Source organism: Arthrobacter sp. MDT2-34-1, from assembly GCF_059091365.1.
In genome coordinates this window covers 412941-438293 of record NZ_JBNHGO010000003.1, presented here as the reverse complement: position 1 = coordinate 438293, position 25353 = coordinate 412941, and the positions used below count along the sequence as shown (strand labels likewise).

Here is a 25353-nt window from a genome sequence, read left to right as displayed (position 1 = left end):
GGTGGAACAGGCGGAACAGTTCAGGGCAATGGTCAGGCGGAGGGCTTCAGCAGTGAGGCGGTGATGCTGCCCAGGCTGAAGCCGCCGGTGGCGGTGCCTGCGTTCCCGGCTCCGGCGTTCCCGGCTCCGGCGGGCGCCGCCGTCCCGGGCGCAGCACCCAGGGCCGCGGCGTATCCGCCGGCCCCCGGTACCGCGGACGACGCCGCGACCGGCTTCTTGGAGGAGTGCACGGTTTCCGGCCGGGACTGCAGCAGCAGCAGGTTTTCGCCGTCGGGCAGGTCCCTGTCCAGCGCCCACTCGATGTCCTGCGGGCACTTGTAGTGTTTCTCCGCCCGCTTGGCCATCCGAGCCACCGCGAGCAGTTCGTCGTCGGTCAGGCTGCGCCGGGCCCGCCGCTCGGCGTCGACCTCCCGCTCCACGAGGGTGCGCGCGGCGGCATCGGGGATCAGTTCGGCGTGCTTGTCGCCCAGGTGTTCGGCGACCGGGGCCAGCGTGACCTTGTCCAGCACGATGTTGTCCGGCGTGACCTGCCCCGAGACCACCATTTCGCCGACGCCGTAGGACGCGTCGATGGTGATCTTGGAGCGGTCGCCGTTGGCCGGGTCCAGGGTCATGGCGACGCCGGAGACCCTGGCGTTGACCATCTTCTGCACGACGACGGCCATCGACAGGCCCTGGTCCGGGATGTTGTTCTTCAGCCGGTAGATGATGGCGCGCGAGGTGTAGAGCGATGCCCAGCAGCTGCGGATGTGTTCGCCGACGGCGGCAAAGCCTTCCAGCCAGAGGTAGGTGTCCTGCTGTCCGGCGAAGGAGGCATCCGGCAGGTCCTCGGCGGTGGCGGAGGAACGCACCGCCACCGGGACCGGCGCGTCAAAGCGGGACATCAGGGCGTCATAGGCCTCGACGGTCTGGGCGCGCATGTCGGCCGGTACCGGGCGGGAGCAGATGTCTTCGCGGATGGAGGCGGATACCGCGTCCACCTGGGCGATGTCTTCCGGGTCCAGGCCGGCCAGCAGTTGGTTGATGTGCTCGGTGATCCCGGCTTCCTGCATGAAGCGGTCAAACTGGGCGGTCGTGACGACGAATCCCGGGGGCACCGGCATGCCCGCAGAGGTCATGGTGACCAGCGAGGCGCCCTTGCCGCCGAGGTTCTCGAGCCGGGGCTCGATGCCGCCGTCGAAAAACTGGATAAATTCGTTGCTGCGCATGGGCTTAGGCCTCCCAGCTGACGGGGACGGTTTCGGGGACACGGAAGGAGATGTTCTCGCGGAACTCGATGTTCCCGGGGTTCTCCAGCTTCAGGTTCGGTGCCAGCCGCGCCACCTCTTCCAGGGCGATCTTGGCCTGCAGCTTGGCGAGCATGTTGCCCAGGCAGTAGTGGATGCCGAAGCCGAAGGACAGGTGTTCGCGGGCGTTGCCGCGGGAGATGTCGAACTCCTCGCCGTCTTCGAAGCGGGCGGCGTCGCGGTTGGCGGAGCCCATCAGTAGCAGCAATTCGCCGCCCTCCGGGATCTTGACCCCGCCGACTTCGGTGTCCTTGAGCGCCTTCCTGCGCCAGCCGACGATGGATCCGGAGAAGCGCAGCACCTCGTCGATGGCTGCCGGGATCTTTTTGGGCTCCTCCACCAGTTGCTGCCACTGGTCCGGACGCGCCAGCAACACGCGCAGGGAGTTGGCGATCAGGGTGGTGGTGGTCTCGTGTCCCGCAAACAGCAGGGAGTAGAGGATCGAGGCGATTTCGTGGTCGCTGATCTCCGCCCCGTCCTGCTGGGCCTTGACCAGGTCACCGGTCAGGTTGTCGCCGCCTTCCTCGTGGGCGACACGGACCAGGCGCAGGCATTCCTGCCAGTACTCCACCAGGTTGTGGGCGTGCGGGATCTGCTCCTCGTCGCTGAGGTCGCCCCAGGTCATCGCCGCGCGGGAATCGGACCAGCGCTTGAACGTGTCCACCTGGGAGACGTCGGCGCCGATCAGCGTCAGGATCGTGACCGTCGGGACGGTGTAGGCCAGGTCCTTCACGAGTTCGCCGCGGCGATCGGGGCGGGCCAGCATGGCTTCCAGCTGGTCCACGACGTTCTGCCGGATGAACGGTTCCAGCGCCTTGTAGCGGCGTGGGGTGAAAGCCTTCTGGGCGACGGCGCGGATCCGGGTGTGCTCCGGCGGGCGGCGGGCGGAAAGACCCGAGTATGCGGTGAAGCCGCCCTCTTCCATGATCTTGGTGGCCTGCGGGCCGCGCCGGCGGACCGGTGCCTGGGCGTTCTCGCTGGAGAAGGTCTCCCAGTCCTCGAAAACGGCCTTGATGTCGTCGTAGCGGGAAACCACGTAGTAGCCGACGCGCTCGTCAAACATGACGGGCTGCTCGTTCCGCAACTCCGCGTAGGCCGGGAACGGGTCCTTCATTTGGAACGGCTCATAGCCGTGGTGTCCTGCGGGGGCCTCGGCACCGTGGCCGAACGGGCAAGCTGCCGTTTCGGTCGAAGATGACATCTGGAACTCCTTGGGGTCTGCTCCCGCCGTCGCCGTTGTCGGTTTCAGCGGGCTGATTAGACTCCAGTGTTGCCCACGTCACTCGCGGGGCCTAAGGGGCTCTTCCACTGAGTGGAAACGAATAGTGCTTAGCATCTCGTGGCATGCGGCGGCGTACGGCCCTTGGACGCGATGTGACTGGCCAGCAATAAGCCCGGGTGCCGGGTGGGCTGTTGGGCCGGGCGCCCAGGCCTTGCGCCTCATGGCTCCCCGGCAACGACCAATCAGGCATACGCCGTAGCGCGGTGCGGCTGTCCGGGAATTACCAGGATGTGCGCCGGGCGCTCACGCCTTCCGGGCGATGTGGCTGCCCAGCAAAGACTCCAGCGGGATGTGCGCGGTGGCGCGTTCGATCTGTGCCGAGACACCGCGCAGTGCCGGGAGGTGCCGCGTCATCGTGGCGGCCTGCGACGTCAGCAACACCAACCCCAGCCCGGCGCCGATCCGGCCGGTGTGAAAAACGGGCACGGCGATGGAGCAGGAGCCGAGCCGGACTTCCTCCAGCGTGGTGGCGTAGCCTTGGTCGCGAATCTGGACCAGTTCCTCCGCCAGGCGCCCGGGCACAATGTGCGTGTGGGCGGTGGGACGTTCCAGCTGCCGGTTCAGGTAGGCCGTGCGCACCCACTCCTCCTCGTACGCGAGAATGACTTTCCCGACGGCGGTGGCGTGCATCGGTAGCCGGCCACCGACCCGCGAAGCACGGGGCACGCGTTTGGTGCCGTAGATGCGCTCGATGTACAGCACCTCGTGGCCTTCCCGGACCGCCAGCTGTGACGTCTCGCCGGTGAGGGAGAACAGGTCCTGCACGAACGGGCGCGCGGCATCACGCAGTTGCCGGCCGGCATTCTGCGCCAGCTCCCAGAGGCGGATGCCCAGTTGGTAGCGGCCGTTGGCGCCGCGGGAGAGGAAGCCCCATTCCGTCAACTCCGCGACCAGCCGGTGCGTGGTGCTCAACGGCAGGCCGGAACCCTCGGAAATCTGGGTCAGGCTCAGCGCGCTGCGGGATTGCTCGAAGGCTTCAAGGATGGCCAGCACGCGGGACGTGACCGTGCGTCCCGGATCTCGGCTACCGCCGGCCATAGCTGCCTCCCATTTTCCGCCGGTCCGACACAACCCGGCACGGCCGTCGTCTGACGAAGCCCGGCACCGCCGTCGTTCAGACGAAGCCCGGCACCGCCTGTCGCCCCACAAAATGGGGCACCGTCGTCGTTCGGGTAAGCCGAGACCGCCGTCGTTCAAAATTAGCCGGGCACCACCATTGTCCAAGCAAAGCCGGGCACCGCCGTCGTCCAAGCAAAGCCCGGCACCGCCGTCGTTCAAACGAAGCCGGGCGCCGTCTTCCGGGCAAGCCGGACAGCGCCGTCGTCCGTGCCGCAGAGCTTCAAAGCCGGTGCCCTCGCGGCACCCGACCGAAACCGAGTCTAGCCGTCAGCCAGCAGCGCCCGGCGCTGCGGCCACAAGGTTACCGATTCCAGTGCAGACAGCGCGCGCGCCATGGCCTTGGCCTCCTCGGTGAAGAGATGGCCCAGGACCCGCTGGCTGCAGAGCCGAAGGGCTTGGCCGCGGTCCAGCCCGAACCACTCCATCACGGTGTCGACGCCGTGCGGGCTAAGCCGCCACGTTTTGTCTGCATCCTTGACGATGGAGTCCTCAATCGAGAGGGCCTCCTTGCGCGAGTCGTGCCCGTCGATGATCTCAAGGATGCGCGGAATGAGCGCCGGGTCGTGGTCAACCTCTTCGAGGATTCCGGCCGCCAGTCGGGCGCCTTCCTTCTCGTGCAGCAAGACGAGGTCCGGCCGGCCGCCGCCGGGGGCGATCGCTGCGAGAACCTGGTCCGGGGGCACCTGCGACCAGCCGATGTCGTGCAGCATGATGGCCGGAAGGACGACGTCGGCGTCGGCCTCCGGGTGGGCGGCCAGCAGGGCCTTGGCCAGGCCATAGGCGTAGAGCGTGTGGGCGTCGTTATCGCGGACGGCAAGCAACGGAGCCGCTTGCTGCCAGATCCGATCCAAGTGCGCAGCCAGGTGCACCACGCCGTCCGGCTGGGCCTCGATGGCGGCGGTGACGTCGTGGCCGAACAGGTTGGCGGCAGGCAGCAGCTTCGTCATGCCCACAGCATGACGAGCAATCGCGGGGCGGGCAACCAGGTGGTTCCGCTGGACGGAAGGTGGGCGGGCGGGATTGTGCGCGCGGGCGGCATAGGCGGGGTGAACGGGGCGCTTGAGTGGCTTGGCGGGGGGGGAAGGCTTGGGCGGGCCGCAGACGGAGGGTGCAGACGAGGAGCTTGCGCCGTAACTTCCCACGTTTAGCCGCATGCTTAAGCATCCTGCCTAGTCAGACGTGGGTGGGTCGGCCAAGACATGGGAAGTTATGGCTAAACATGGGCAGATGTGCGCTGCCAAGCCGCCGAGGATAGGCATCCTGGCACTCTGACACCGCGGGCCCGCTCGTGAGGCGCCGAGGCCGCGCACGGCCTCCGGTCAGGCGCCGAGGCCGCGCACGGCCTCCGGCCCGGCCGCCAGCCCGACGCGACGCGCCGCGTAGGCCGCGCGCACAAGCCTCGCCCTCGACGCCGCACTCCCGCGCTAGCCGGTGTTCCGCAAGCCCGCGGCGATGCCGTTCACGGTGATCAGCATGGCCCGCTGCAGTGCCTCGTCCGGCTCCGACGTCCGGATGCGGCGCAGCAATTCCACCTGCATGTACGAAATTGGGTCCAAGTACTGGTCGCGGATGTGCAGCGAGCGCTGGAGCACCGGCTGGTTATCGAGCAGTTCGTTCTCGCCGGTCAGCTTCCGGATCTCGGCCACGGTCAGCTCGAACTCGGCGCGGATGTCGTCGAACAGGTGCCGCAACTGCTCCGGCACCAGCGTCGAGACGTAATGCGCCGCGATCTCCAGGTCGGTCTTGGCGAGCGTCATCTCCACGTTCGAGATGAAGGACTGGAAGTAGTGCCAGTTGCTGATCATCTCGCGCAGCTGCGGCTGCAATCCGGCGGCCCGGGCGGCCCGCAATCCGCTGCCGACGCCGTACCAGCCGGGAACGATCTGCCGCGACTGGGTCCAGCCGAACACCCAAGTGATGGCCCGCAGCTTGCCCAGCCCCTGGCCGGCGGCCGGGCCCGCCTCGGGGTGGTCGGCCGGACGCGAACCGAACTTCACCTCGCTCAGCTGCTCCACCGGCGTCGACGTCCGGAAATACTCCGGCAGGTCCGGGTGCTCCACCAGCAGCCGGTAGCGCTCATAGGCCGCGCCGGAAATCGCTTCCATGGCCGCGTGGTAGCGGCCGCGTTCGGCCTCCGAGGTCCGCGGCTCCTGGTGCAGCGCGGACGCCTGCAGCACCGCCGCAAGCGCCAACTCCAGGTTTTCCCGGGCCAGCTCCGGCAGGGTGTACTTGTCGGAAATGACTTCGCCTTGCTCGGTGAACTTGATCTCGCCGGCGAGCGCGCCGTTCGGTTGGGCAAGGATCGCGTCGTAGGTGGGCCCGCCGCCGCGGCCGACCGACCCGCCGCGGCCATGGAAGAAGCGCAGCCGCACCCCGTGCCGGGCGGCCACGTCGCGCAGCACCAGCTGAGCCTTGTGGATTTCCCACTGGCTGGTGGCCACACCGGCTTCCATGTTGGAGTCCGAGTAGCCGAACATGACCTCCTGCAGGTCGCCGCGCAGCCGCACGATCCGGCGGTACTGCGGATCCGAGAGCAGGTCGTCCAAAATCTTCCCGCCGCTGCGCAGCGCCTCCACGCTTTCCAGCAGCGGCGCGTAGCCGATCAGCGCCTTGGGCTCCGAGCCGTCCAGCGCCAGCAGTCCCGCCTCGCGCGCCAACACCGCGGCGGCGAGCACGTCGTCGGCGCCGCGTGCCCGGGACACGATGTACGTCTCCACGGCGTCCGGACCATACTGGCGCAGGGCCTCGGCGATCGCTCCGAACACCTCCAGGGTGCGTGCGCGCTTCTTTTTCAACGACGACGGCGGTGCCAGCGGTCCGGGCTCGAGCAGCAGCGCGGAAAGCAGCTGCTGCCTCGGTCCGCGGGCCAGCTCGAGGTAGCCGGACGGCGCAGCAGCGTCGGCCGCGGCCTCGGTGCCGCCCACGGCTGTCGCCACACCCGCCCGAGCAGCCGCGCCACCCCCAGCTGTCGCCACAGCCCCCGGCGCAGCCGTCCCGCCCGAACCCGCCACTCGGCCCACCGCAGCACCCGAGGCCGCGGTCACGCCGGCCGGGGTCCGCGCGGCATCGCGGGCGGCCAGCAGCGCCGCGACCGCCTTGTGGTGCTTCCCCGCGTTGTCCCGGAAGTCCAGGGTGGCCAGGTGCAGCCCGATGGTCGAGACCGCCCGGCGCACGGCGGCCAGCGAACCGTCCGCCACCAGCGACGCGGTGTGGGCGCGCAGGGATCGCTCGATCGGCGCCAAGTCGGCCAGCACCTCCGCCGTCGAGCTGTAGTCCCGCCCGGGCTCATGTGGGAGCCGGCGCTGGATCCGGGCGCTGGTGTTGAGCAGCTTCGCCTTGATGCAGGTCAGTTTCAGCCGGTAGGGCTCATTTGCGTTCAGCTCGCGCACCCTGGTGTCCAGGCCCGGCAGGTTCTCGAGGTCCCTGGCCACGGAATTCAGCAGTTCGTCGCTGGCGGCCACGATCGTCGTCGAGTTGGACAGGACGGCGATCAGGCTGTCCACAAAGCCGATGTTGATCCGCACCGCGTGCTGGTTCTGCAGCTGGAAGACCTCATGCGTCACGTCCACGGTGACCAGCGGGTTGCCGTCACGGTCGCCGCCGATCCAGGAGCCGAAGCGCAGCGGCGCCCGGTCGGCGGGCAGCGTCACGCCATGTTCGGAGAGCAGTTCGGCCAGGTCCCCCATCAGCTCCGGCATGGTGTTGTTGAGGATGTTGCCCAGGTAGTAAACGGCGTTGCGCGCCTCATCCACAGGGCTCGGCCGCACGTGCCGCAGCTCATCCGTCTGCCACATCTGGTCGATGATCTCGGCCAGCCGCCGGTCCTGCCGCCGCCGCGCCGTGCTGCCCTCCGCCGTCGTGGTGGACAGCAGGTCGGAGATGGCGCGCAGCTTGTCCAACACGGTGCGCCGCGATGCCTCGGTGGGATGCGCGGTGAAGACGGGGCGGACGTCGAGCTGGTTGACCGCGTTTTGCAGCGCCTCGGGCCCCGCTTCCTCGGCAATCTGGGCGACGGTGCGAAGCAACTGCCCGTCTTCCTCCGGCCGGGCACGCAATTGGCGCACCCGGTGCACCTGTTCGGCGGCGTTGGCCAGGTGGAAGTAGAAGGCAAAAGCCCGCACCAGGTCGGTGGCCTCGTCCACGTCCAGCCCCGCGAGCAGTTCGCGGACCTGGTCGATCACCTCGCGGGCGGTCCACGGCCCCGTGGCCTCGCCCTCGCCCCGGGCCGCTTCCTTGGACTCCTTGGTCAGCAGCCGCACCTGCTCCACCAGGTCCAGCAACTCCGGCCCGTGCTGGCGCGCCAGCGATGCCCCCAGGAGCGTGCTCACCCGGCGCACGTCGGCGCGCAGGCTCGCGTCGAGGTCCCGGTCGCGGGCGGCGTGCGGCATGGGTGCGTCCTTTCGCGTCCTGCGGGCGGCTGCGGCGGGCGTGCCGTTCCCGGGGGACTCCAAGCTTCGGCACGGTCCACCTCAAGCGTACGACGGCGGCGCCTCGCCTTCCGCCGACGGGTTTCGGAGGCGCCGGCTGCCTGCGTCATTCTGATCGCGCCGGTTACTCCCCCGCCCCATCCGACCGTGCGGTTACTTGGGCACAGCCCGGGAGCGCCGGTTACTCCCCCGCCCACCGACCCTCGGGTACTTGGGCGCCACCCGGGAGGTGCCGGGTACCTGGGTGCAGCCCGGGAAGAGCCGAACTTAGGCGCAGCCCGGAAGCGCCGATTACTCCCCCGCCCACCGACTCTTCGGTTACTTGGGCGCCATCCGGATCGCGCCGTCCAGCCTGATGGTTTCGCCGTTGAGCATCGAGTTGGCCACAATGTGCGCAGCCAGCTCCGCATACTCGGCCGGCCGGCCCAGCCGGGACGGGTGCGGCACCTGCTGGCCCAGCGATTCCTGCGCCTGTTGCGGCAGCCCGGCCATCATGGGCGTCTCGAAGATGCCCGGCGCAATGGTGACCACCCGGATCAGCGAGCGCGCCAGTTCGCGGGCCAGCGGAAGCGTCATGGCAGCCACTCCGCCCTTGGACGCGGCGTAGGCGGGCTGGCCGATCTGGCCGTCGAAGGCCGCCACGGAGGCGGTGTTGATGATGACGCCACGCTCGGGCCCGCCCAGTTCGGTTTCCACCGGTTCGGTGGCCGCGATGGCGGCGGCGGCCAGGCGAATCACGTTGAAGGTGCCGACCAGGTTGACCTGTATGACCTTGGCAAACGCCTCCAGCGGCAGGACCCCGTCGCGGCCCAGCACTTTGCCCGGGGTGGCGACGCCGGCGCAGTTGACCACGATCCTCAGCGGTCCCAGTGCCGCGGCCTCCTCCACCGCGGCCTGCACCTGTTCTTCATGGGTCACGTCGGCGGGCGCGAACACGGCCCGGTCCCCGAGTTCGGCGGCGAGCTCTTTCCCCTTCGAGCCGGGCAGGTCCATCAGCACTACCGACGCACCGGCGGCATGCAGTCGGCGGGCCGTCGCAGCCCCCAGCCCCGATGCTCCGCCCGTGATCAACGCTACGGTTCCGGCTACCTCCACTGGATCCTCCTCCGGGTCCTCAACACTCATCCCTCCGGCCGCCTTCCTGCCGGCGGCATTGCAACCCTCAGCCTAGTGTGGCCCGGCGCACACCCCGGGCATCGGCGGGCAGATTCCGGCCTGCGCCGCGCCGATCCGCCGTTAGGCTGGTCCACATGCCCACCCTGCCCGGCGGCGGAGCACTCCGCCCGCCCAAGCCCGTTCTGGCGGCCGGACGCGCGGACGAGGCCGCCATCGCCGTCGTCCGCCATTTCCGCCAGCGCCTGCTGGGCCTTCCGTTCACCATGCTGGGCGCGGTCCGCCGACCCTCCCCCGGCCGCGGCGGGCCGTGGCACTACTGGTGGCAGGCCCACTTCCTGGACTGCCTGGTTGATGCCGGGTGGCGGGAGCTGCGCCGGGGCCGGCATTACGACGGCGGCACCGGGCCGAGCGCCGGCCGTCTCGCCGCGCGGCTGCTGCGCACGCTCCGCTGGCGCAACGGATTCCGCTTCGACAACTCCTACTACGACGACATGGCCTGGCTCGCGTTGGCGGCGCAGCGGCTGGACATGCTGGCCGCCGAGGCGCACAAGCCCCGCTTCCGGAACAGGGCCGCGGCACGCCGCCTGCTGCCCCAGCTGGAATCGGCGCACACCCCGGACCTGGGCGGCGGCCTGTTCTGGAACACCGCCAGGGACTTCAAGAACACCCCCGCCACGGCACCGGCGGCCCTGTATCTGGCGCGCACGGGCGACCGGGCGCAGGCCGCCCGGCTCCTGGACTGGTTGGACGCCACCCTGTACGCGCCCCGGCAGCGGCTATATCTCGACGGCGTCCGGGTCGACGGCGTCCGGGTCGACGGCGGCCGGCCGGTTTTGGTGGACGACCTCTACACCTACAACCAAGGGCCGGTGCTCGGGGCACTGCTGGAAACGGGCCGCGACGCCGACCTGGCGCGGGCCGCCGAACTGGTGCAGGGCATCGCGGCCGGTTTCGTCCAACGAACTTCGGCGACCGACGGCGACGGCGGTCAACTCGTCCTGCGCACGCACGGCGCCGGCGACGGCGGCCTGTTCACCGGGATCCTGGCCCGATACCTGGCCTTGGCTGCCCGCTCGGACCGGCTGCCGGACTCGGCGCGGGAACTGGCCGCGCGGATGGTCTTGGACACCGCGCAAGGCTTTTGGGGCGGGCGGACCCTCGGAAACCACCGCACCGGGGAGGCGCTGCTCTTCTCCCCCGACCCAGGGGTTCCGGCCGCCGCAGCGGGCGGGCCCGGCGGCGGCGTCGAGCTGTCCACCCAACTGCAGGCCTGGATGACCCTGGAAGCCGCCGCCACGCTGCCCGCCTGAGCGGGCGTGGGCACCGGGGTCGGCGCGGGCGTGGGCACGGGCGTCGGAACGGGCTGGTGAACCGGCGCACGGCCGGGGCCCGTGCACGCCCCTGCGCCCGGCAGTCAGGACGGCTTCTTCTGCTGCGGATACGGCGTCTCCTGCCGGGCCAGCATCTCCACGAAGCCGGCGATCTTGCGCTGCCGGGCGGCATCGGTCTTCAGCTGGGCCAGCCGGTGGATCAGCGCGAAGCGGTTCTGCGAGGTGAGCACCTCGAACATCGCCTGCGCTTCCGGGACGGCGGCGATCGCCGCGGCCAGGTCTTCGGGCACCTCGGCCGTGGCGGGCCCGGCGTAGGCCTTCTCCCAGCGGCCGTCGGCCTGCGCCGCGGCCACTGCAGCCCGGCCGGCCTCGTGCATCTTCCCGGCCTGCTCCAGCCGCTCGATGTGCCCGACGTTCCGCAGCGACCAGATGCTGCGCTTCGTCCGCGGGGTGAAGCGTTGGAGGGTGCTTTCCGCGTCGCGCCGCTTGCCCTGCCCGTCGATCCAGCCGAAACACAACGCCTCGTCCAGGGCGGCGGCATAATCCAAGGCTGTAACCGTTCCACCCTTCTTGCCCAGGATCAGCCAGACGCCGGCCGACGAGGCATGGTTCTCCTCCAACCAGGCCCGCCATGCGGCGGCGTCTGGCACCAGCAACTCCGGAAGCTCAACGGCCATGCCCTCATGGCAGCACGGCAGGGCCGCGCCGTCTAGTGTTTTGGGGTATCGTCCCGTGCCGGCCCAAGGAGGAACCCAGATGCTGCGCGTCCGTCCCGTATTGTCCACCTCCCGCATCGGGCCGTGGCGGGAGTTGTTGACCGCGGCGGGGTTGGCCTGCGTGGCCCACGACGGCGGTGCCCGGCATGAGTTCGCCGCCGGCTCGGGGCGGCTGGACCTGCGCCCGGCCGATCCCGGCGACGCCACCGACGGCAGCGTGGAACTGGGCTTCGAGGTCCGCGACCTCGACGAATTTGTCCGCCGCACCGTGGCCGACGGCACGCGGGCGGAAATCGAGGAGGCCGGCAACGACCGGTCCGCGCGGATCACCGCACCCTCGGGCCTCAGCTTCCTGGCACGGGCCGCCGCGCCGTCGTTCGGGCACGAGGCCGGGCACAACCCGCCCGATCCGGTGTGGGCCGTCATGCCGGTCTGGGTGACGCCGGACGTATCCGGTGCTGCGGCCACCCTCCGCGGAATCGGCGCGCGCCCCCGGTTCAGCGGCGACGGCACCTGCGTGGTCTTCGCGGCGAAGAACGGCGGGCTGGTCGAGGTACAGCACGGCGGTACGGAGCAGCTTGGGCTGGCCTTTGAGTACGACGGCGACCTGTGCGCCTTACGGGAGCGCCTCGCCACGGCCGGTTACGACTGCTCCCGGGCGGACGAGGCCGGCCGGGTGGTCCTACTGGTGGAGCATCCTGACGGCGCGAACCAGGCCAGCGGAGGGTACCTGCGGTTCAGCGCCCCGCGAAACGGTTCGACTGGAGACCACCCGCTGCCGCCGACGCTTTGGCCCTGACGGGACCAGCGGTTCCGCGGTTCTGGCGGGTCCGGCCGTGGCTGGGCTGCACTGGAACGGACGCGCCGGCGGGGCGGCCGGCGTGACTGGCGTCGCAGGGGTGCGGTAGAACAAGTACATGAGCGTACGTACTCCCGACCCGTATCCCGGCTGGCTGTCCCACGAGGACCTGCACGAGGCGCGGCAACGCCTGCCGATGCTTTACGTAGAGGCGGTGCCGGTGCGGCTGGACTCGCTGGGATATGTCACGGAGATCGGCCTGCTGCTGCAGGCTTCGGACGAAGGCGAGATGGTGCGCACGTTCGTCTCCGGCCGGGTCATGTACCGCGAGACGGTCCGGGCCGCCCTCTTGCGCCATCTGGAGAAGGACCTCGGCCCGCTGGCCCTGCCGCAACTGCCGGCCAGCCCGGTGCCTTTCACGGTGGCGGAATACTTCCCCTCGCCGTCCGAGACCGGGCTAACCGATGACCGGCAGCATGCCGTGGCCCTGGCCTACGTCATCCCGGTCACCGGGGAATGCAACCCGCGCCAGGATGCCCTGGAACTGAGCTGGATGACGCCGGAAGATGCGCTGAGCCAGGCGGTCCAGTCCGAATTCATCGGCGGCCGCGGCAACCTGCTGCGCCAGGCCTTGGCTCACGCGGGCTGGTGCCGCTGACCGCCGCCCGGATGTCGGAGGGCTTACCGCCCGGTGGGTCGGCGGGCTGACCGCGGCCGAGTGCCGGCGCAGGCCTCCCGCCGAGTGCCGGCGGCTTGACCGCCCGGTTACTTCGGCAGCATCCAGACGTACATCTGGGCGGCGAGGTCCCGGGACTCCTCCCGGTGCTGGTCCTGGTAGCTCAGCCGCTTCAGCTGGACCGGCCGCTGGCTTCGGCGGTTGGCCAGATCCGTCAGGGCCGCGCCGGCGGCATGCAGCAGCACGGTCAAACGGCTCCTGCTGCGGAACTGCTCGGGGTACACGGGGGCGTGTGTCGGCGCTTCGCCAAGGCGGGCCTCCGGGGCAAGAATGATGCTCATGGCTGGATTCAGCTTTCACAAGGATGTAGGGCTGCTGTGCGTGAGGTGCTTCGTCGGAACAACCGACGAGGTACGGTTCCGGCGGGAACTTCGATGTCTTGACGCTATCGGCGATCGCGGTCATCTTTGGTCCTCGATCCCGAGCCGGACACCGATTTTTTGGGCCCGCGGTCTCCGGTGCCGAGATCAACGCCCGGGCGCACCGTCCCTATTCCCAGGATTTGGACAGCGCGAGAGGCCGATCACAATCCATCGTTTCATCAGGTCGGCGGGCTGGACACCGGGCCGCACCTCCCCCCGAAAAGATAACGAATTCATATACTGTTCAGACGATCGCGAGCGTGACTAAGGATTTACCCATGACGGAACAGCAGGCCGAGACATACATCCACCATGTCAAGGCCGAGGCCGTGGCCGCGGGCGCCCGGTTCCTGACCCGCTCCGGCGAGCACTCGGCGCCGGTGGCGAGCACCGCCGTCGTACCCGACGATTTCGGCACGCCGGCGCTGGTGGTGGCCACGCTGGAAGACGGCAGCAAGGTGCGCATTGCCCACGGCTCGCGCATCCGCGTGGCTTCCTCCCGCCGGCCCGCGCCGCTGCCCGGCGCGCTGGCGCTGGCTGAACTGGAACTGATCCCGGCCGAGGAAGGCACTCCCGAGGCGGTGGTGGTCGAGGTGGCGCGGGCACACGCACGCAATGCCCGGGTGCAGCGGCTGGCCGCACGCCTGAGCCGGGGCCTCAACACCAAGGCCGGCAGCCACCTGCAGGACGTGCGGGACCTGGCCCATATCCTGTTCGTGGAGCTGGACGATCGCGAACGCGCACTCACAGTCTGCCGGTTGATCATCGACCAGCCGTTCGACGGGAACTTCGGCCGGTGGAAATGGATTCAGTCGGCGATGGCCATGGCCGCCTACATGCTGCGCGAGTCCGGCGACGAGGAGGACCAGCAGGAAGCCCGGAGGCTGGCCGAGGCGCTGCGCACCCCCGACGACGCCGACGAGGACCCGTTCCGCGCGAAGGTCAACGCGGAGGTCCGCCAGCGCCAGCTGAACGAGCCGAACCTCTACGACAAGGAAATCCACCGCGCCATGGCCGCCGCCGACCGCGACGTGGAGCGTGAGTGGCGCGAACTGCGCTTGAGCTCATTGTTGTACCTGCGCACGCACGGCGGATCGGAGACCCTGGAGCCGGTCGAGTTGGACCGCCGGATCAGCAACGAGCTGGTGGCGATCCGTGCACTGGACGCCCAGCAGCGGAACTCCTAGGCCCGTTCCGCCCGACTCTGGCCACCCCTGCGGCCCCGCGGGTAGAGTCGGCCGCATGACGGATAGCGACGTTGCACCGGCGACCGGTCCCCTGAGCGTCCACATCAATGCGGACGCCCGCCAGGTCTGGGTCATGCTGCGCGAGCCCAGGTCCATTGCACAGTGGCACGGCTGGGACATGAAGGGCCTGGACGAGGAGATCCGCGAGATCTACTTCACCGGTGCCACCGAATCCGAAGACCACAAACAACTCAGGCTGAGCGGCGGCGATGCCTTTATCCTGAAGCCGGTGGGCGACGGCGTCCAGCTAAGCCTCGAGCGCGGCCGGGAGTCCGGCGAGAAGTCCGACGAGTGGTGGGAGGACGTCACCGAAGGCTGGCTGACCTTCCTGCAGCAGCTGCGGTTCGCCCTGGAGCGGCACCCCAACGACCCACGCCAGACCACGTACCTCGGCGCCGACTCGCTGCCGCCCGGCGGCCTGCTCGCCAGCCTGGGACTCGACAACCTGCCGGAGCCGGACGAGCCGTACTCCGCCACGCTGTCCACCGGTGAGGCTCTCTCCGGCAAGGTGTGGTTCCGGTCGGAGCGCCAGCTCGGGCTGACGGTGGATTCATATGCCGACCATGGCGGCGGCCTCCTGATTGTTGCGACGACGCCGCCGCATCCGGAGGGCCGGCCGGAGGGCGGCTGCCAGGTGCTGATCAGCTGTTACGGCCTCGGTGCCCGCCGGCTCGCCGAAATCCGGAAAGCCTGGGACGGCTGGCGCAGCAGCGCGCTGCCCGAAGCCGACCCGCTGGTGCTCGGCAGCACCGCGGGGCCGGTCGCCGAATAGACCATACCGCAGCAGTCCGGAGGGCGGGCGGGCGAACCCCGCTCATCCCTCGCCGCGGTGCTTGCGTTGGAAGCGCCGCCGGTTCTTCATGCGCACGGTGCGCTGGTGCATCAGGTACACCAGGCTCAGCCCTACCAGCGCACCGATCGCGGTCTGCAAAGCCCGGTCCACCATCAGCTCCTGAGGATCCGTGGGGGCAGCGAGCTCGGTCATGATCAGGGCCAGCGGCGTGATGAAGATCAGCGCGAGGGCATAGTGGCGCAGCACGAACATCTCGGCCGCGAACTGCAGCGCCACCACCATCAGCACCAGCACCCACGGCGCCGGGTGCGGGGCCAGCAGCACCCCGGCCACCGCCACGCCCGCAAAGGTGCCCAGGATGCGGTGCACGCCCTTGTTCACCCGCTGGACCAGGCTGGGACCGGCGATCGGGGCCACCGCGGCCACCATCGCCCAGTAGTTGTGCCCCAGACCCACCATGGTGGCGAGCGTCCCGGCCGCGAGCGCCGCGACGGCATTCGCGCCGGCCTCCACCGCGAATTCCCGCCAGTGTGCAGCGGTCAGTTCCTGTTTCGGCGGCGCGGCCATGGACGTCCGCCAGGACGGCACCAACCGGCTGCTGATCCCGATCAGCATGGCCAGCACCACGCTCACCAGTCCGGTCAGCATCGCCTGCCACAACGGCGCCGCCGGCGGAATCGAGCCGATGGCGGCATAACCGAAGGTGAAGAAGATGACCCCGGCCGGCCGCAACCGGAGGTAGTTGACTGCCAGGGAGCACGACCCGGCTACCACGGTGGTGCCGAACACGATCCCCCAGGGTCCGGGGCCGGCCCGGGCAGTGAGCGCGCCAAGGAACATGACCATCAGGATCAGGACGCCAAACCAGCCTTGGTGCCGCAGCCTGGAGCCGTGTGCTTCGCCGCGGCCGTAGATCCCCGTGAAGGCGCCGAAGGCGGCGAATACCATCAGGTCAAACCGGCCGAACGCCAGCAGGGCAAGCAGCGGCAGGCCCACGCTGAGGCCGCAACGCGTGGCAACAATATGGTCTTGGCGCGCCGGACCAACCCGGAAGAACTCGCGCACGTGCTGCTTCAGCATGCCTTCCGCCTTTCGGTTGCCTACTGTAGCTACCTTGCTCCCGTCTTTCATCGGGCGCAGCCACGCACGCACCGCCCACGCACCCAATGCCCCGGAGTCCGGCCGCCGCCCGGTAAGGCAAAATGGTGGGGTGCCCCAGTCTGATTTTTCCTTTCGCGTCGGCAGCCGCCTGTCCGACACCGCCAGCCCCGCCCCCGCCCAGGTAGAAGACAACGGGGGCGCGTTCCAGGGCCGGACCGGAACCATCACCACGCCGCACGGAGAGATACAGACCCCCGCCTTCATCGCCGTCGGCACCAAAGCCACGGTCAAGGCCGTCCTCCCGGAGTCGATGAAGGAGCTCGGCGCGCAGGCGCTGCTGGCCAACGCGTACCACCTGTACCTGCAGCCCGGGGCGGCGGTGCTCGATGCGGCCGGCGGGCTGGGCAGGTTCATGAATTGGGACGGTCCCACCTTCACCGACTCCGGCGGCTTCCAGGTGATGAGCCTGGGCTCCGGCTTCAAGAAAGTCATCAGCATGGACGCGGCCGCGGCCGGCAGCGGCTCCGACGACCGGGTGGCCCCCGGCAAGGAACGCCTGGCCCATGTGGACGACGACGGCGTCTGGTTCAAGTCGCATCTTAACGGCGACAAGCACCGCTTCACGCCGGAGATCTCCATGCAGGTACAGCACCAGCTCGGGGCGGACATCATGTTCGCCTTCGACGAGCTGACCACGCTGATGAATTCGCGCGGCTACCAGGAGGAGTCGCTGGAACGCACGCGGCGGTGGGCCGAGCGGTGCGTGACCGAGCACGAGCGGCTCACGGAGGAGCGCTCCCACCGGCCGTACCAGGCACTCTTCGGGGTGATTCAGGGCGCCCAGTATGAAGACCTGCGCCGCAAGGCCTGCCGCGACCTTGGAGCGATGAACTTCGACGGCTTCGGCATCGGCGGCGCGCTGGAGAAGGAGAACCTGGGCACGATCGTGCGTTGGTGCACCGAGGAGCTGCCCGAGGACAAGCCCCGCCACCTGCTGGGTATTTCCGAACCGGACGACATCTTCACCGCGATAGAGAACGGCGCCGACACCTTCGACTGTGTCTCCCCCACACGGGTGGCGCGCAATTCCGCGTTCTACACGCCCGACGGCCGCAAAAACCTGTCCAACCGCCGGTTCAAAATGGACTTCACCCCGTTGGTGGACGGCTGCGACTGCTACACCTGCGCGAACTACACGCGCGCCTATATCCACCACCTGTACAAGGCAAACGAGATGGTCAGCCACACGCTGATCTCCATCCACAATGAGCGCTTCACCGTAAAACTGGTCGACGACGCGCGGCTGGCCATCGACGACGGTTCCTTCTTTGACTTCAAGGCCGAGGTGCTCGGCCGCTACTACGCCTGATCTACCGGCGCGGCCCGGAACAGGGTTTCGGCAGGCCGGAGGCGGGTCAAGGTCCGGGCAGGCGGAAGGCCGCCGTCGTTTCCGTGAGAACGACGGCGGCCTTCCGTGTCTTGGTGCGGGCCGGGTATCAGGCGGCCAGCGCCACGTCGGAGAGCTCGGTGGCCGGAGCCAGAATGCTCAGCCAACAGTCGGACTGCCCGGGGTCGGCATGTGCGGGCAGCGCTCCGGCCTCCGCACATCCTTGCAGGTCTGCCAGGACTGCCCCGTCCACGGAGGCATTCTGCAGGTCAATGGTTATCTGAAGTCCTGACGCCAGCGAGTTTGCCCGCCTGGCCAGAGAGTAGACGGCCAAAACGTTCCGCTCGTCGACGCGCCCGCGTACCTCGATGTGCGCGGCCGAGCACTCCAGGTCGACCCGGACCGTGACCTTGAGTTTGCCACTCATCGGGCCGCTGCCTTCGGCGCAGCGGAACTTCGGGCCGTTGCCTTCGGCGCGGTGGAATTCCGGGCCACACCGGAGGACACCCGGCGCCGGCGACGACCCGCCCCGGCCTTGCTCTCCAAGGCCCACGACTTATGGAAGCGGCTGCGCTGTTCCTGCGGTACCAGCCGGAGGAACACAGGATGGTTAAAGACCTGCTGCCGGGCTTCCTGGCAGAACGGCAATACGCGCAGGCGGCGGCGGTGGGCTTCAACCAATGCCCGGCGCACCAATTCGTCGGCCAGGCCAAGCCCGCGGTGCAAACGGTCTTCGTCAATCTGGAGGAGCCACATCTCACCGTCTTGGATCTTGTACTGCAGCGACGCCGCTACTTCTCCGTCTACATAGGCGTCGAAGCGTGATGCGTCGTAGTTGTTGCGTATGACCTGCATGCCTCTCCTCACTTAGCGTCTCCAACCGGAGGGCGCGGGCGTGACCCGACCGGACCCCTGGCTGGGAACCTCGGTCCGGCGGTGCCGGACCAAACGGTAATCATGCTTACGATGTAAGCAAAGCATGCTTATTATCAATCTGCAAAACGGCGCAGCTAAATTCCCTTACTACGGACGCAATAACGTACGACGGCGGAAGCGCCGCCGCGGCACGGCGTGGATCGTATCCGCGATCAGGAAAGCTGGCTGTCCAGGCGCTCGAGCAGCCAGTCCAGCGAGGCCTCGAATTCCTGCTTGGCGCGGTCCTGGGACAGCAGGCCCTGCAGTTTCTGCAGCAGCGGATAGTCGGTCAGGTCAGTTTGGCCGGGCGGCGGTGGCGTGCCCTCCTCGACCGGCCCTATATCGGCACCGAGCGCAGCCACCTCCAGTAGCAAGTGGCCGATAAGGAAACTGCTGAAGGCCCGGTAGGCCTCCACGGCCTGTTCGTTGCTGAAACCCGCGCCGGTCATGGCCTTGAGAAACGACTCCACCCACTTCAGGCTGCGCAAGGGCGGCTGTACCCAGGGAGCCTCAGTGGGGCGTGTGGCAATCAGCGGGAAAACCTCCGGATGCTTAACGGCAAGCCGCCGCAGCCCATGAGCCAACCGCAGCAGGTAGTCCTGCCACCCGTGGCGGGGTTCCACATACACTTCCGGGTCGCTGTACAGCTCATCTACCACTATCTCCACGATGCCATCGAGCAGATGCTCCCGCGACGGCACGTAGCGATAGAGCGACATGGCCTCAACATCCAACTCCGCCCCGAGGCGCCGCATGCTCAATTGACGGACCCCGTGCTGTTCGATGAAGGCTGCCCCAGCCTCCAGGATCCGCTGTCGATCGAGGCGCTGCCTGTCGTGGCCGCCGTGGGCCGCATCAGCCGCCGAAGATGTTTCGGGTTCGACCATTGACCGCTCCCTCCTGCATTCGCGCCCCAGCCTACGCGCCGGGCTTCGCCCTGTCCTCCCGCCCGTCGGCCGGAGCCCCCTCGGCAGCCGGTTAATCCGGTACCAAAAGTACGTGATTTTCCGCGGTAACCCGCGGTTTTGCCGCCGTTGGCGAAAGTATGAAAAGTTTTGGGCAGAAGACGCCACAAAATCGGCGGCGGGGCTCGATTTCCCCAGGGCTTACATTGTAAGCTGGGGCTTCCGGGCCCCGGACTCCGCACCACCGATGCCGACATGCCCTTCGGGCGGGATTCATCCCTCGGCGAGATAGGAAGTAGAGCAATGGATGAGCACTTGAAGCAGGTCTGGACCGCCTCCGCGGCTGTAGAAACGCTGCAGGGCGAAATGGACCAGGCGGAGACGATCCTGGACTCTGCAATTGACGAAGCGCTCAAGGCCGGGGCCGCCCCGGAGGAGATCAGCGGGGCAGCGAACCTGTCGCCGACGGAGCTCAGTGAACGCGTCCCGGCGCTCGCCGCCGAGGATCAGCCGGCGGACGAAGAAGGCGCCGCGCTGTAGGACGGTTCGCGCTTCTTCACCCGCCCGATGACGGCGGTCGTGACAGGAACGAAGAGGAATTCCACCGCGGTCTTGTAGACGAAGCCGACGACCACGTAGTTAATGAACGTGGGGACATCGCCGATGCCGATCACCGAGGCCGCGATGGAACAGAAAATGAGCGTGTCCGCGAACTCGCCCACACCTGTCGAACCCATCAGTCGCGCCCACAACCGGCGTTCGCCCCAGCGCTCCTTCATGCGCACCAGCACCCAGGAATTCAGCGTCTGCCCCACGAGGAAGCCCAGGAGGCTGGCCAGCACGATCAGAGGCACCGGGCCGAGCGCACCCTCAAGTGCCTCTTGTTTCATCTGCCCGAACTCGTCGTCAAAGCCCGGCAGCGCGATGATCACCCAGTAGCACAGCGAGGCGAAGACCGACAGCGCGAAGGTGGTGAGGATGGCTTTCCGCGCCACCTTGAAGCCGTAGACCTCGCTGATCACGTCGCCCAGAATGTACGCCAGCGGGAACAGGAAAAATCCGCCGTCAGTAATGATCGGGCCCAGGGCCACGCCCTTGGAGGCGCCGATGTTGGACAGGATCAGGACCACCGCCATTACGGCAAGCATGACGCCGAAGTAGGGGCTGCCGATCGAGGCAAAGCGGGCAGGCGTGCGGGATTTCAGTTCAGTCATCAGTGGTGTTCACCCTCGTAGTAGTGGTTCGCGCAACGTTTCGCACCTCACGGTGACCTGAAGAAACGTCCGCTGTATTAGCACTAGGGGTCCGTCTGCCACCCGGACCGCCTACCATTCTCCCATGCGCGCGGGGCTGCGCGCTCCGGCACCTGCGATGCCCGACTGCTTCACGGCGCCGCCGTCCTATTCTGGCTGTATGAGTGAGGAGCCCGAACCCGACGACTTCGAGGACGACAACCCGCGCCACCGGGTGACGTTCGGGTTCGGGGCCTTCGTGGTCGGATTCCTCGTGGCCGTCTCCGTATTCGCGCTGGGCGCCCTGCTGCTCACCCTGGCCGGCGGCCCGCTTAGCTGGCACCAATTCGCGTCGGCCGCGCTCCTGGCGCTGGTCGTCGGGTTGTACGCCGGCGGCATCGGGCTGGTCATCGGCGCACCCATCGCCTTCGTGCTGGGCATGTTGCTCCGGCCGGTGGCTAACCAATGGCTGCACGTGCTCGCGTTCTTCGCGGTCATGACGGCTGCTTCGTTCCTGATCCTGGTTTCGCTCTCCAGCGGCGACCCGCTCGGCACGCTGGAACTGGCAGCGCTGATCGGGCTGGCCGCGGCAATCGGCCGGTTCAGCGTATGGCGGATGGTGGACATCCGCTGAGCCGACGTGCGCTTGAGGGCGGCAGCCGGCTCAGCTGATGGCCACCGCACACTCGCCGGCGGTGGGGGCACTGCCGTCGTCGTCATTAGGAGGCTGAGGGTGTGTCAGTGGAAAATAGCCGCATGTCTGTTTCCATCACCGAAACCAACCGGCCCGCCATCACGCTGACCATCGCCGGCTCCGAAGCCACCGGTGGCGCGGGAGCCCAGGCCGACCTGAAGACCTTCCAGGCTTTGGGCACCTACGGCATCACCGCCCTGACCTGCATCGTGTCCTTCAATCCCCAGGACAACTGGAACCACCGCTTCGTCCCGGTGGACGCGGGCGTCATCGCGGATCAGCTGGAGGCGATCCAAACCTGCTATGAAGGTTCGCTGAAGACGGTCAAGCTGGGCATGCTGGGCTCGCCCGCGACCATCGACACGGTCGCGGCGGCGCTGCAGAACCAGGAATGGGACAACATCGTGCTGGACCCGGTACTGATCTGCAAGGGGCAGGAACCCGGTCACGCGCTGGACACGGACCAGGCGCTCAAGGCCCAGGTGTTGCCGCTGGCCACCTTCGTCACCCCGAACCACTTCGAGGCCGAATCCCTCTCCGGGATCACGATCAACGACGTCGAGGACCTGAAACGGGCCGCCAAGATCATCCATGAGGCCTCCGGCGCCGCGGTGCTGGCCAAGGGCGGCGTGCGCCTGGCCGGCCCGGACGCGGTGGACGTCTTTTACGACGGCGAAACCCTCGAAGTGCTCTCCGCGCCGAAGGTCGGCGAAGTGGCCGTCTCCGGTGCCGGCTGCTCGCTGGCCGCCGCGGTGACCGCCGAACTGGCCAAGGGCGCCACCCCGCTGCAGGCGGCCAAGACCGCCAAGCACTTCGTCACCGAGGGCATCAAGGCGCGGGTTTCCTCCCACGCCCCGTTCGACGCACTCTGGCAGGGCGGCGCCGCGCTGTCCTGACCGGCCGGCGACGCCGTGGCGCCCTGTCCGGCGGGGCGCGCGCTGTCATGACCGGCAGGAACTGTGCTGTCCTGGCTGTCCTTCCGGTGGCGGCCCTCGCCCGCCACCCTTAAACGCCGACGGCGGCGCCCTCCCCCGGGAAGCTAGCGAGCCCCCGGTGGGTGGGCACCGCCGTCGTCAGCGGTTTGACGGGATCAGACCGTCTGCACGGCGATTTCCGCGTCCAGGCGGGGCAGCCGCGGGAACCAGGGGTTCTCGCCGGGGGTGCCGATGTTGACCACCATGAACGTGCGGTGGGAGGTTCCGGCGTTGAAGTCCTCGTCGATGCCGGCGGCGTCGAACGCGCCCATCGGGCCGGCGTGCAGGCCCACGGCGCGGACGGCCATGATGAAGTAACCGGCCTGCAGCCACGCGTTGTTCTTGGCGACCTCGGCGCGCATTTCGGCGTTGTCGTCGAACATTGCCTTGCGCTCGGGAGCGTGCGGGAAGAACGTCTCGAAGTGCTCGTGCCAGTCGGCGTCGTAGCTGAGCACGGCGACCATCGGAGCCGTCAGCGTCTTGGCGCGGTTGCCCTCCGCCATGCGGGCGCCCAGCTTCTCGCGGGCCTCGGCGGACCGGACCCAGGTGATGCGCAGCGGCTGGTTGTTCATCATGGTCGGGCCCATCTTGGCCAGCTCATAGATGGCGGCGAGCTGCTCGTCCGAGACCGGCTCGGCGGAGAAGGTGTTCGCGGTGCGGGCTTCCAGGAACAGCTGGTTCGCGGCCTCGCGGTCCACGGCCAGTTCGTTCTCGAGGCTGACGTCAACGGTTTCGACGCTCATGTGACTCCTTAGTTGCGGGATGGGTCTACAGGGTTGAACACCGCCCCTCCATGCCGGAATTTCCTGCGGGCCTGTGAGGTTCGTTACGCGGCCCTCTGCATAGGCAAGGCTTGCAACCCGCCGCTAGGGTGGAGCGAAAACAGGAAGGCGGCATTCGTTGGTTAAGACCATGCAGGCCATGACCTACTCGCGGTACGGCGGGCCGGAGGTCCTGGAGCAGTCGGAGGTTCGGCGGCCAAAGGTGGCACCGGGTGCGGTGCTCATCCGGGTCAAAGCGGCCAGCGTGAACCCGGTGGACTGGAAAGTGATGGCCGGCGGACTGGACGCGATGCTGGACGTGCACTTCCCGGTGATTCCCGGCTGGGACGTGGCCGGAGTCGTCGAGGAGGTGGGACCGGATACCCCCGAATACGCTCCCGGCGACGAAGTCTACGCCTACGGCCGCCGGGACACCGTGAGCGGCGGAACCTACGCGGAGTTCGTGGCGCTGCCGGTATCCATGGTGGCGCGCAAGCCGAAATCGCTGGGCTGGGAGCAGGCCGCCGGGCTGCCGCTCACCGGCATGACAGCACAGCGGACCCTGGACGCCTTGGCCCCGTCAACCGGCGAGACAATCCTGATCCACAACGGGTCCGGCGGCGTCGGTCGAATCGCCATCCAGCTCGCCACCGAACGCGGCCTCCGGGTCATCGCCACCGCCTCCAAGCAACACCACCAACGGCTGCGGGAGTTCGGCGCGGAACCGGTGGAATACGGCGACGGGCTGGTGCACCGCGTGCGCGGGCTCGCTCCGCAGGGCGCGGACGCCGTGGCGGACTTCGCGGGAGGGGTTCTGGAGGAAACCTTGGCCGTGCTGCGCAATGGCGGCCGGCACGCGTCGATCGCCGATCCGACCGCAGGCAAGCACGGCGGCCACTACATCTGGGTACGCCCGGACGCTGCCGAACTCGCGCGGCTGAGCGAGCTGGCCGACGCGGGCAAGCTCACCGTGGACATCGACCGCACGTTTTCGATGGATCAGGCCGCGGACGCGATGCGCTACAGCCAGGAGGGCCACGCGTCCGGCAAGATCGTGCTGACGCCGTTTGCGGGACACGCCGGCTAGGACGTGGCCGGATAGGACGTCTGATAGGGCAAGGCCGGAAGGCGGCAGGTGGGTCAGGATGGCGGAGCAGTTTGCGACGATCGACGATTACATCGCGTCGTTCCCCGAGGACGTCAGGATCATCCTGCAGGAAATCCGGCAGACCATCCACAGCGCGGTCCCGGGGGCTGAAGAGAAGATCAGCTACGCCATACCGACCATCATGTTTGAGGGACACTATCTGGTCTATTTCGCCGGCTGGAAACACCACGTCTCGCTCTACCCCGTACCGGAAGCCGATGCGGCGCTGCAGCACGACATGGAACCGTACCTGGCGGCCAAGGGAACCCTGAAGTTTCCGCTGGGAAGGCCCGTTCCGTACGACCTGATCACCCGGGTGGCCAAGGCTTTGGCCCGGCAGCGCGGCCACGACGCAACCGACGCCTAGTTCCCCCCGGACGGCCCGGACCCCTCACGACGACGAGCCCGCCCCCAGCGGTCAAGCTGTGGGCGGGCCGGTTACGACGACGGGAACACCCTTACGACAGCCGGCCCGCCCCCAGCCGTTGAAGCTGCGGGCGGGCCCGGTGGCGCAGGCTGCGCTGGTCAGTCCTTCTGCGACGCCCGTCCCTTCGGCGCCAGCTCGGCCAGCAGTTCCTTGAGCCGCGCGTCGGTCAGGTACGTCATGCCGGTGAGCACGTCGGTGATCCGGCGCCGGTCCTCCGGCTTGAACCGCGTGCTGTCCAGCATGTCGGAGACCCACAGCCCGTCCATCGCCAGCCGGACGATGATCCCGATGATGCCCACGGGCTCGCGCGGGTCAAGATCCTGCCGGTCCAGCCGCTGGTTAAGGTAGACCAGCGACTCGGCCAGGTTCGGCTGCCGTATTGCCGTCGACAGCAACGCCGTCTGGTTGCGGTCGTTGTTGGCCCTGGCGTCGGAAAACGCCGCGATGTAGGCGCGCTCCTCGGCGCCCAGCGGCTCCGGATCGGCGTCGGCCCGCTCGCCCAGCTCGTGCACCAATTCCATGATGATCGCTTCGACGTCGCGCTCGACCTCGTCGATCGGCGCCCCAGGTTCGAACATGTTGCCCTCCCGTAGTTC

General features: G+C 68.5%; 26 protein-coding genes. 11 read left to right on the top strand and 15 right to left on the bottom strand.

The features are described from left to right. Window positions 1–32: 32 nt before the first annotated feature. From AC5RVV_RS15340 to AC5RVV_RS15315, 6 genes are all read right to left on the bottom strand, one after another. Entirely contained in the window at window positions 33–1208 is a 1176-nt protein-coding gene (locus AC5RVV_RS15340; RefSeq protein ID WP_494002248.1) for a PEP/pyruvate-binding domain-containing protein, read from the bottom strand. A gap of 4 nt (window positions 1209–1212) precedes the next feature. Beyond that, window positions 1213–2487 (bottom strand): cytochrome P450, encoded by a 1275-nt coding sequence (locus AC5RVV_RS15335; protein WP_494002247.1) that lies wholly within the window; start codon window positions 2485–2487, stop codon window positions 1213–1215. Window positions 2488–2811: 324 nt separating this feature from the next. Continuing rightward, window positions 2812–3606, bottom strand: a complete 795-nt coding sequence (locus tag AC5RVV_RS15330) for an IclR family transcriptional regulator (RefSeq protein WP_494002246.1) — start codon at window positions 3604–3606, stop codon at window positions 2812–2814. A gap of 341 nt (window positions 3607–3947) precedes the next feature. After that, window positions 3948–4634, bottom strand: a complete 687-nt coding sequence (locus tag AC5RVV_RS15325; protein WP_494002245.1) for an HD domain-containing protein — start codon at window positions 4632–4634, stop codon at window positions 3948–3950. Between the two features lie 477 nt (window positions 4635–5111). Continuing rightward, window positions 5112–8075, bottom strand: coding sequence for a phosphoenolpyruvate carboxylase (locus AC5RVV_RS15320; RefSeq protein ID WP_494002244.1), 2964 nt, complete (start codon window positions 8073–8075; stop codon window positions 5112–5114). A gap of 357 nt (window positions 8076–8432) precedes the next feature. Beyond that, window positions 8433–9209 (bottom strand): SDR family NAD(P)-dependent oxidoreductase, encoded by a 777-nt coding sequence (locus tag AC5RVV_RS15315; RefSeq protein ID WP_494002353.1) that lies wholly within the window; start codon window positions 9207–9209, stop codon window positions 8433–8435. 155 nt (window positions 9210–9364) lie between these two features. On the opposite strand from AC5RVV_RS15315, the gene AC5RVV_RS15310 reads away from it, so the two are divergent. After that, window positions 9365–10540, top strand: a complete 1176-nt coding sequence (locus AC5RVV_RS15310; RefSeq protein ID WP_494002243.1) for a glycoside hydrolase family 76 protein — start codon at window positions 9365–9367, stop codon at window positions 10538–10540. A 104-nt stretch (window positions 10541–10644) separates the two neighbouring features. Here AC5RVV_RS15310 and AC5RVV_RS15305 read toward each other — a convergent pair whose 3' ends face one another. Next, the gene (locus tag AC5RVV_RS15305) at window positions 10645–11238 is read right to left on the bottom strand and encodes a YdeI/OmpD-associated family protein (RefSeq protein ID WP_494002242.1); all 594 of its coding nucleotides are present in this window, start codon (window positions 11236–11238) and stop codon (window positions 10645–10647) included. Window positions 11239–11317: 79 nt separating this feature from the next. Between AC5RVV_RS15305 and AC5RVV_RS15300 the strand changes: the two genes are divergently transcribed. Both AC5RVV_RS15300 and AC5RVV_RS15295 read left to right on the top strand, forming a co-directional pair. Beyond that, complete coding sequence (locus AC5RVV_RS15300) at window positions 11318–12076, top strand: VOC family protein (protein ID WP_494002241.1); 759 nt, start codon at window positions 11318–11320, stop codon at window positions 12074–12076. Between the two features lie 118 nt (window positions 12077–12194). After that, on the top strand, window positions 12195–12734 hold the full coding sequence (locus AC5RVV_RS15295; protein WP_494002240.1) for an NUDIX hydrolase family protein: 540 nt from the start codon (window positions 12195–12197) through the stop codon (window positions 12732–12734). Window positions 12735–12841: 107 nt separating this feature from the next. Here the strand turns inward: AC5RVV_RS15295 and AC5RVV_RS15290 are convergent, their stop codons facing one another. Beyond that, window positions 12842–13093: a hypothetical protein gene (locus AC5RVV_RS15290; RefSeq protein ID WP_494002239.1), complete on the bottom strand. Its 252-nt coding sequence runs from the start codon at window positions 13091–13093 to the stop codon at window positions 12842–12844. A gap of 359 nt (window positions 13094–13452) precedes the next feature. Here AC5RVV_RS15290 and AC5RVV_RS15285 point away from each other — a divergent pair, with 359 nt between their 5' ends. Further along, a complete protein-coding gene (locus AC5RVV_RS15285) occupies window positions 13453–14361 on the top strand; it encodes a DUF6707 family protein (protein WP_494002238.1) in 909 nt (302 codons plus the stop codon). A gap of 55 nt (window positions 14362–14416) precedes the next feature. Beyond that, window positions 14417–15193, top strand: coding sequence for an SRPBCC family protein (locus AC5RVV_RS15280; protein ID WP_494002237.1), 777 nt, complete (start codon window positions 14417–14419; stop codon window positions 15191–15193). 42 nt (window positions 15194–15235) lie between these two features. Here AC5RVV_RS15280 and AC5RVV_RS15275 read toward each other — a convergent pair whose 3' ends face one another. Next, complete coding sequence (locus AC5RVV_RS15275; protein WP_494002236.1) at window positions 15236–16294, bottom strand: FUSC family protein; 1059 nt, start codon at window positions 16292–16294, stop codon at window positions 15236–15238. A 130-nt stretch (window positions 16295–16424) separates the two neighbouring features. Between AC5RVV_RS15275 and tgt the strand changes: the two genes are divergently transcribed. Further along, window positions 16425–17684 carry a tRNA guanosine(34) transglycosylase Tgt gene (gene tgt, locus AC5RVV_RS15270; protein ID WP_494002235.1) on the top strand — a complete coding sequence of 420 codons (1260 nt, stop codon included), beginning with the start codon at window positions 16425–16427 and terminating at the stop codon, window positions 17682–17684. Window positions 17685–17811: 127 nt separating this feature from the next. Here the strand turns inward: tgt and AC5RVV_RS15265 are convergent, their stop codons facing one another. The 3 genes from AC5RVV_RS15265 to AC5RVV_RS15255 form a co-directional block, all read right to left on the bottom strand. After that, window positions 17812–18129 carry a hypothetical protein gene (locus tag AC5RVV_RS15265; protein ID WP_494002234.1) on the bottom strand — a complete coding sequence of 106 codons (318 nt, stop codon included), beginning with the start codon at window positions 18127–18129 and terminating at the stop codon, window positions 17812–17814. Beyond that, the gene (locus AC5RVV_RS15260; protein WP_494002233.1) at window positions 18126–18557 is read right to left on the bottom strand and encodes a GNAT family N-acetyltransferase; all 432 of its coding nucleotides are present in this window, start codon (window positions 18555–18557) and stop codon (window positions 18126–18128) included. The genes AC5RVV_RS15265 and AC5RVV_RS15260 overlap by 4 nt, the downstream gene beginning before the upstream one ends. Window positions 18558–18790: 233 nt before the next feature. Beyond that, complete coding sequence (locus tag AC5RVV_RS15255) at window positions 18791–19504, bottom strand: TetR/AcrR family transcriptional regulator (RefSeq protein WP_494002232.1); 714 nt, start codon at window positions 19502–19504, stop codon at window positions 18791–18793. Between the two features lie 321 nt (window positions 19505–19825). Here AC5RVV_RS15255 and AC5RVV_RS15250 point away from each other — a divergent pair, with 321 nt between their 5' ends. After that, window positions 19826–20062: a hypothetical protein gene (locus AC5RVV_RS15250; protein WP_494002231.1), complete on the top strand. Its 237-nt coding sequence runs from the start codon at window positions 19826–19828 to the stop codon at window positions 20060–20062. Here AC5RVV_RS15250 and AC5RVV_RS15245 read toward each other — a convergent pair. Next, entirely contained in the window at window positions 20029–20736 is a 708-nt protein-coding gene (locus AC5RVV_RS15245) for a queuosine precursor transporter (RefSeq protein ID WP_494002230.1), read from the bottom strand. The two genes, AC5RVV_RS15250 and AC5RVV_RS15245, sit on opposite strands and share 34 nt — an antisense overlap. Before the next feature lie 199 nt (window positions 20737–20935). On the opposite strand from AC5RVV_RS15245, the gene AC5RVV_RS15240 reads away from it, so the two are divergent. Continuing rightward, a complete protein-coding gene (locus AC5RVV_RS15240) occupies window positions 20936–21388 on the top strand; it encodes a hypothetical protein (protein ID WP_494002229.1) in 453 nt (150 codons plus the stop codon). Window positions 21389–21510: 122 nt separating this feature from the next. Then, entirely contained in the window at window positions 21511–22344 is an 834-nt protein-coding gene (gene thiD / locus AC5RVV_RS15235) for a bifunctional hydroxymethylpyrimidine kinase/phosphomethylpyrimidine kinase (protein ID WP_494002228.1), read from the top strand. A 194-nt stretch (window positions 22345–22538) separates the two neighbouring features. On the opposite strand, the gene AC5RVV_RS15230 is transcribed toward thiD, so the two are convergent. Further along, the gene (locus AC5RVV_RS15230) at window positions 22539–23165 is read right to left on the bottom strand and encodes a malonic semialdehyde reductase (protein WP_494002227.1); all 627 of its coding nucleotides are present in this window, start codon (window positions 23163–23165) and stop codon (window positions 22539–22541) included. Between the two features lie 169 nt (window positions 23166–23334). On the opposite strand from AC5RVV_RS15230, the gene AC5RVV_RS15225 reads away from it, so the two are divergent. Then, entirely contained in the window at window positions 23335–24270 is a 936-nt protein-coding gene (locus AC5RVV_RS15225; RefSeq protein ID WP_494002352.1) for an NADP-dependent oxidoreductase, read from the top strand. A gap of 58 nt (window positions 24271–24328) precedes the next feature. Further along, entirely contained in the window at window positions 24329–24697 is a 369-nt protein-coding gene (locus AC5RVV_RS15220) for an iron chaperone (protein WP_494002226.1), read from the top strand. Between the two features lie 158 nt (window positions 24698–24855). On the opposite strand, the gene AC5RVV_RS15215 is transcribed toward AC5RVV_RS15220, so the two are convergent. Beyond that, window positions 24856–25335 carry a TetR family transcriptional regulator gene (locus AC5RVV_RS15215; protein WP_494002225.1) on the bottom strand — a complete coding sequence of 160 codons (480 nt, stop codon included), beginning with the start codon at window positions 25333–25335 and terminating at the stop codon, window positions 24856–24858. Between the last annotated feature and the right edge of the window lie 18 nt (window positions 25336–25353).

Excerpts from the sequence above, each read along its gene's own strand:
- AC5RVV_RS15240 (WP_494002229.1), top strand. The coding sequence starts at position 20,936 with ATGAGTGAGGAGCCCGAACCCGACGACTTCGAGGACGACAACCCGCGC.
- AC5RVV_RS15295 (WP_494002240.1), top strand. The coding sequence starts at position 12,195 with ATGAGCGTACGTACTCCCGACCCGTATCCCGGCTGGCTGTCCCACGAG.
- AC5RVV_RS15230 (WP_494002227.1), bottom strand. The coding sequence starts at position 23,165 with ATGAGCGTCGAAACCGTTGACGTCAGCCTCGAGAACGAACTGGCCGTG.
- AC5RVV_RS15275 (WP_494002236.1), bottom strand. The coding sequence starts at position 16,294 with ATGCTGAAGCAGCACGTGCGCGAGTTCTTCCGGGTTGGTCCGGCGCGC.
- AC5RVV_RS15310 (WP_494002243.1), top strand. The coding sequence starts at position 9,365 with ATGCCCACCCTGCCCGGCGGCGGAGCACTCCGCCCGCCCAAGCCCGTT.
- AC5RVV_RS15285 (WP_494002238.1), top strand. The coding sequence starts at position 13,453 with ATGACGGAACAGCAGGCCGAGACATACATCCACCATGTCAAGGCCGAG.
- AC5RVV_RS15325 (WP_494002245.1), bottom strand. The coding sequence starts at position 4,634 with ATGACGAAGCTGCTGCCTGCCGCCAACCTGTTCGGCCACGACGTCACC.
- AC5RVV_RS15305 (WP_494002242.1), bottom strand. The coding sequence starts at position 11,238 with ATGGCCGTTGAGCTTCCGGAGTTGCTGGTGCCAGACGCCGCCGCATGG.
- thiD (WP_494002228.1), top strand. The coding sequence starts at position 21,511 with ATGTCTGTTTCCATCACCGAAACCAACCGGCCCGCCATCACGCTGACC.
- AC5RVV_RS15225 (WP_494002352.1), top strand. The coding sequence starts at position 23,335 with ATGCAGGCCATGACCTACTCGCGGTACGGCGGGCCGGAGGTCCTGGAG.
- AC5RVV_RS15245 (WP_494002230.1), bottom strand. The coding sequence starts at position 20,736 with ATGACTGAACTGAAATCCCGCACGCCTGCCCGCTTTGCCTCGATCGGC.
- AC5RVV_RS15330 (WP_494002246.1), bottom strand. The coding sequence starts at position 3,606 with ATGGCCGGCGGTAGCCGAGATCCGGGACGCACGGTCACGTCCCGCGTG.
- AC5RVV_RS15320 (WP_494002244.1), bottom strand. The coding sequence starts at position 8,075 with ATGCCGCACGCCGCCCGCGACCGGGACCTCGACGCGAGCCTGCGCGCC.
- AC5RVV_RS15220 (WP_494002226.1), top strand. The coding sequence starts at position 24,329 with ATGGCGGAGCAGTTTGCGACGATCGACGATTACATCGCGTCGTTCCCC.
- AC5RVV_RS15340 (WP_494002248.1), bottom strand. The coding sequence starts at position 1,208 with ATGCGCAGCAACGAATTTATCCAGTTTTTCGACGGCGGCATCGAGCCC.
- AC5RVV_RS15215 (WP_494002225.1), bottom strand. The coding sequence starts at position 25,335 with ATGTTCGAACCTGGGGCGCCGATCGACGAGGTCGAGCGCGACGTCGAA.
- AC5RVV_RS15300 (WP_494002241.1), top strand. The coding sequence starts at position 11,318 with ATGCTGCGCGTCCGTCCCGTATTGTCCACCTCCCGCATCGGGCCGTGG.
- AC5RVV_RS15265 (WP_494002234.1), bottom strand. The coding sequence starts at position 18,129 with ATGAGTGGCAAACTCAAGGTCACGGTCCGGGTCGACCTGGAGTGCTCG.
- AC5RVV_RS15290 (WP_494002239.1), bottom strand. The coding sequence starts at position 13,093 with ATGAGCATCATTCTTGCCCCGGAGGCCCGCCTTGGCGAAGCGCCGACA.
- AC5RVV_RS15335 (WP_494002247.1), bottom strand. The coding sequence starts at position 2,487 with ATGTCATCTTCGACCGAAACGGCAGCTTGCCCGTTCGGCCACGGTGCC.
- AC5RVV_RS15250 (WP_494002231.1), top strand. The coding sequence starts at position 19,826 with ATGGATGAGCACTTGAAGCAGGTCTGGACCGCCTCCGCGGCTGTAGAA.
- AC5RVV_RS15255 (WP_494002232.1), bottom strand. The coding sequence starts at position 19,504 with ATGGTCGAACCCGAAACATCTTCGGCGGCTGATGCGGCCCACGGCGGC.
- AC5RVV_RS15280 (WP_494002237.1), top strand. The coding sequence starts at position 14,417 with ATGACGGATAGCGACGTTGCACCGGCGACCGGTCCCCTGAGCGTCCAC.
- AC5RVV_RS15260 (WP_494002233.1), bottom strand. The coding sequence starts at position 18,557 with ATGCAGGTCATACGCAACAACTACGACGCATCACGCTTCGACGCCTAT.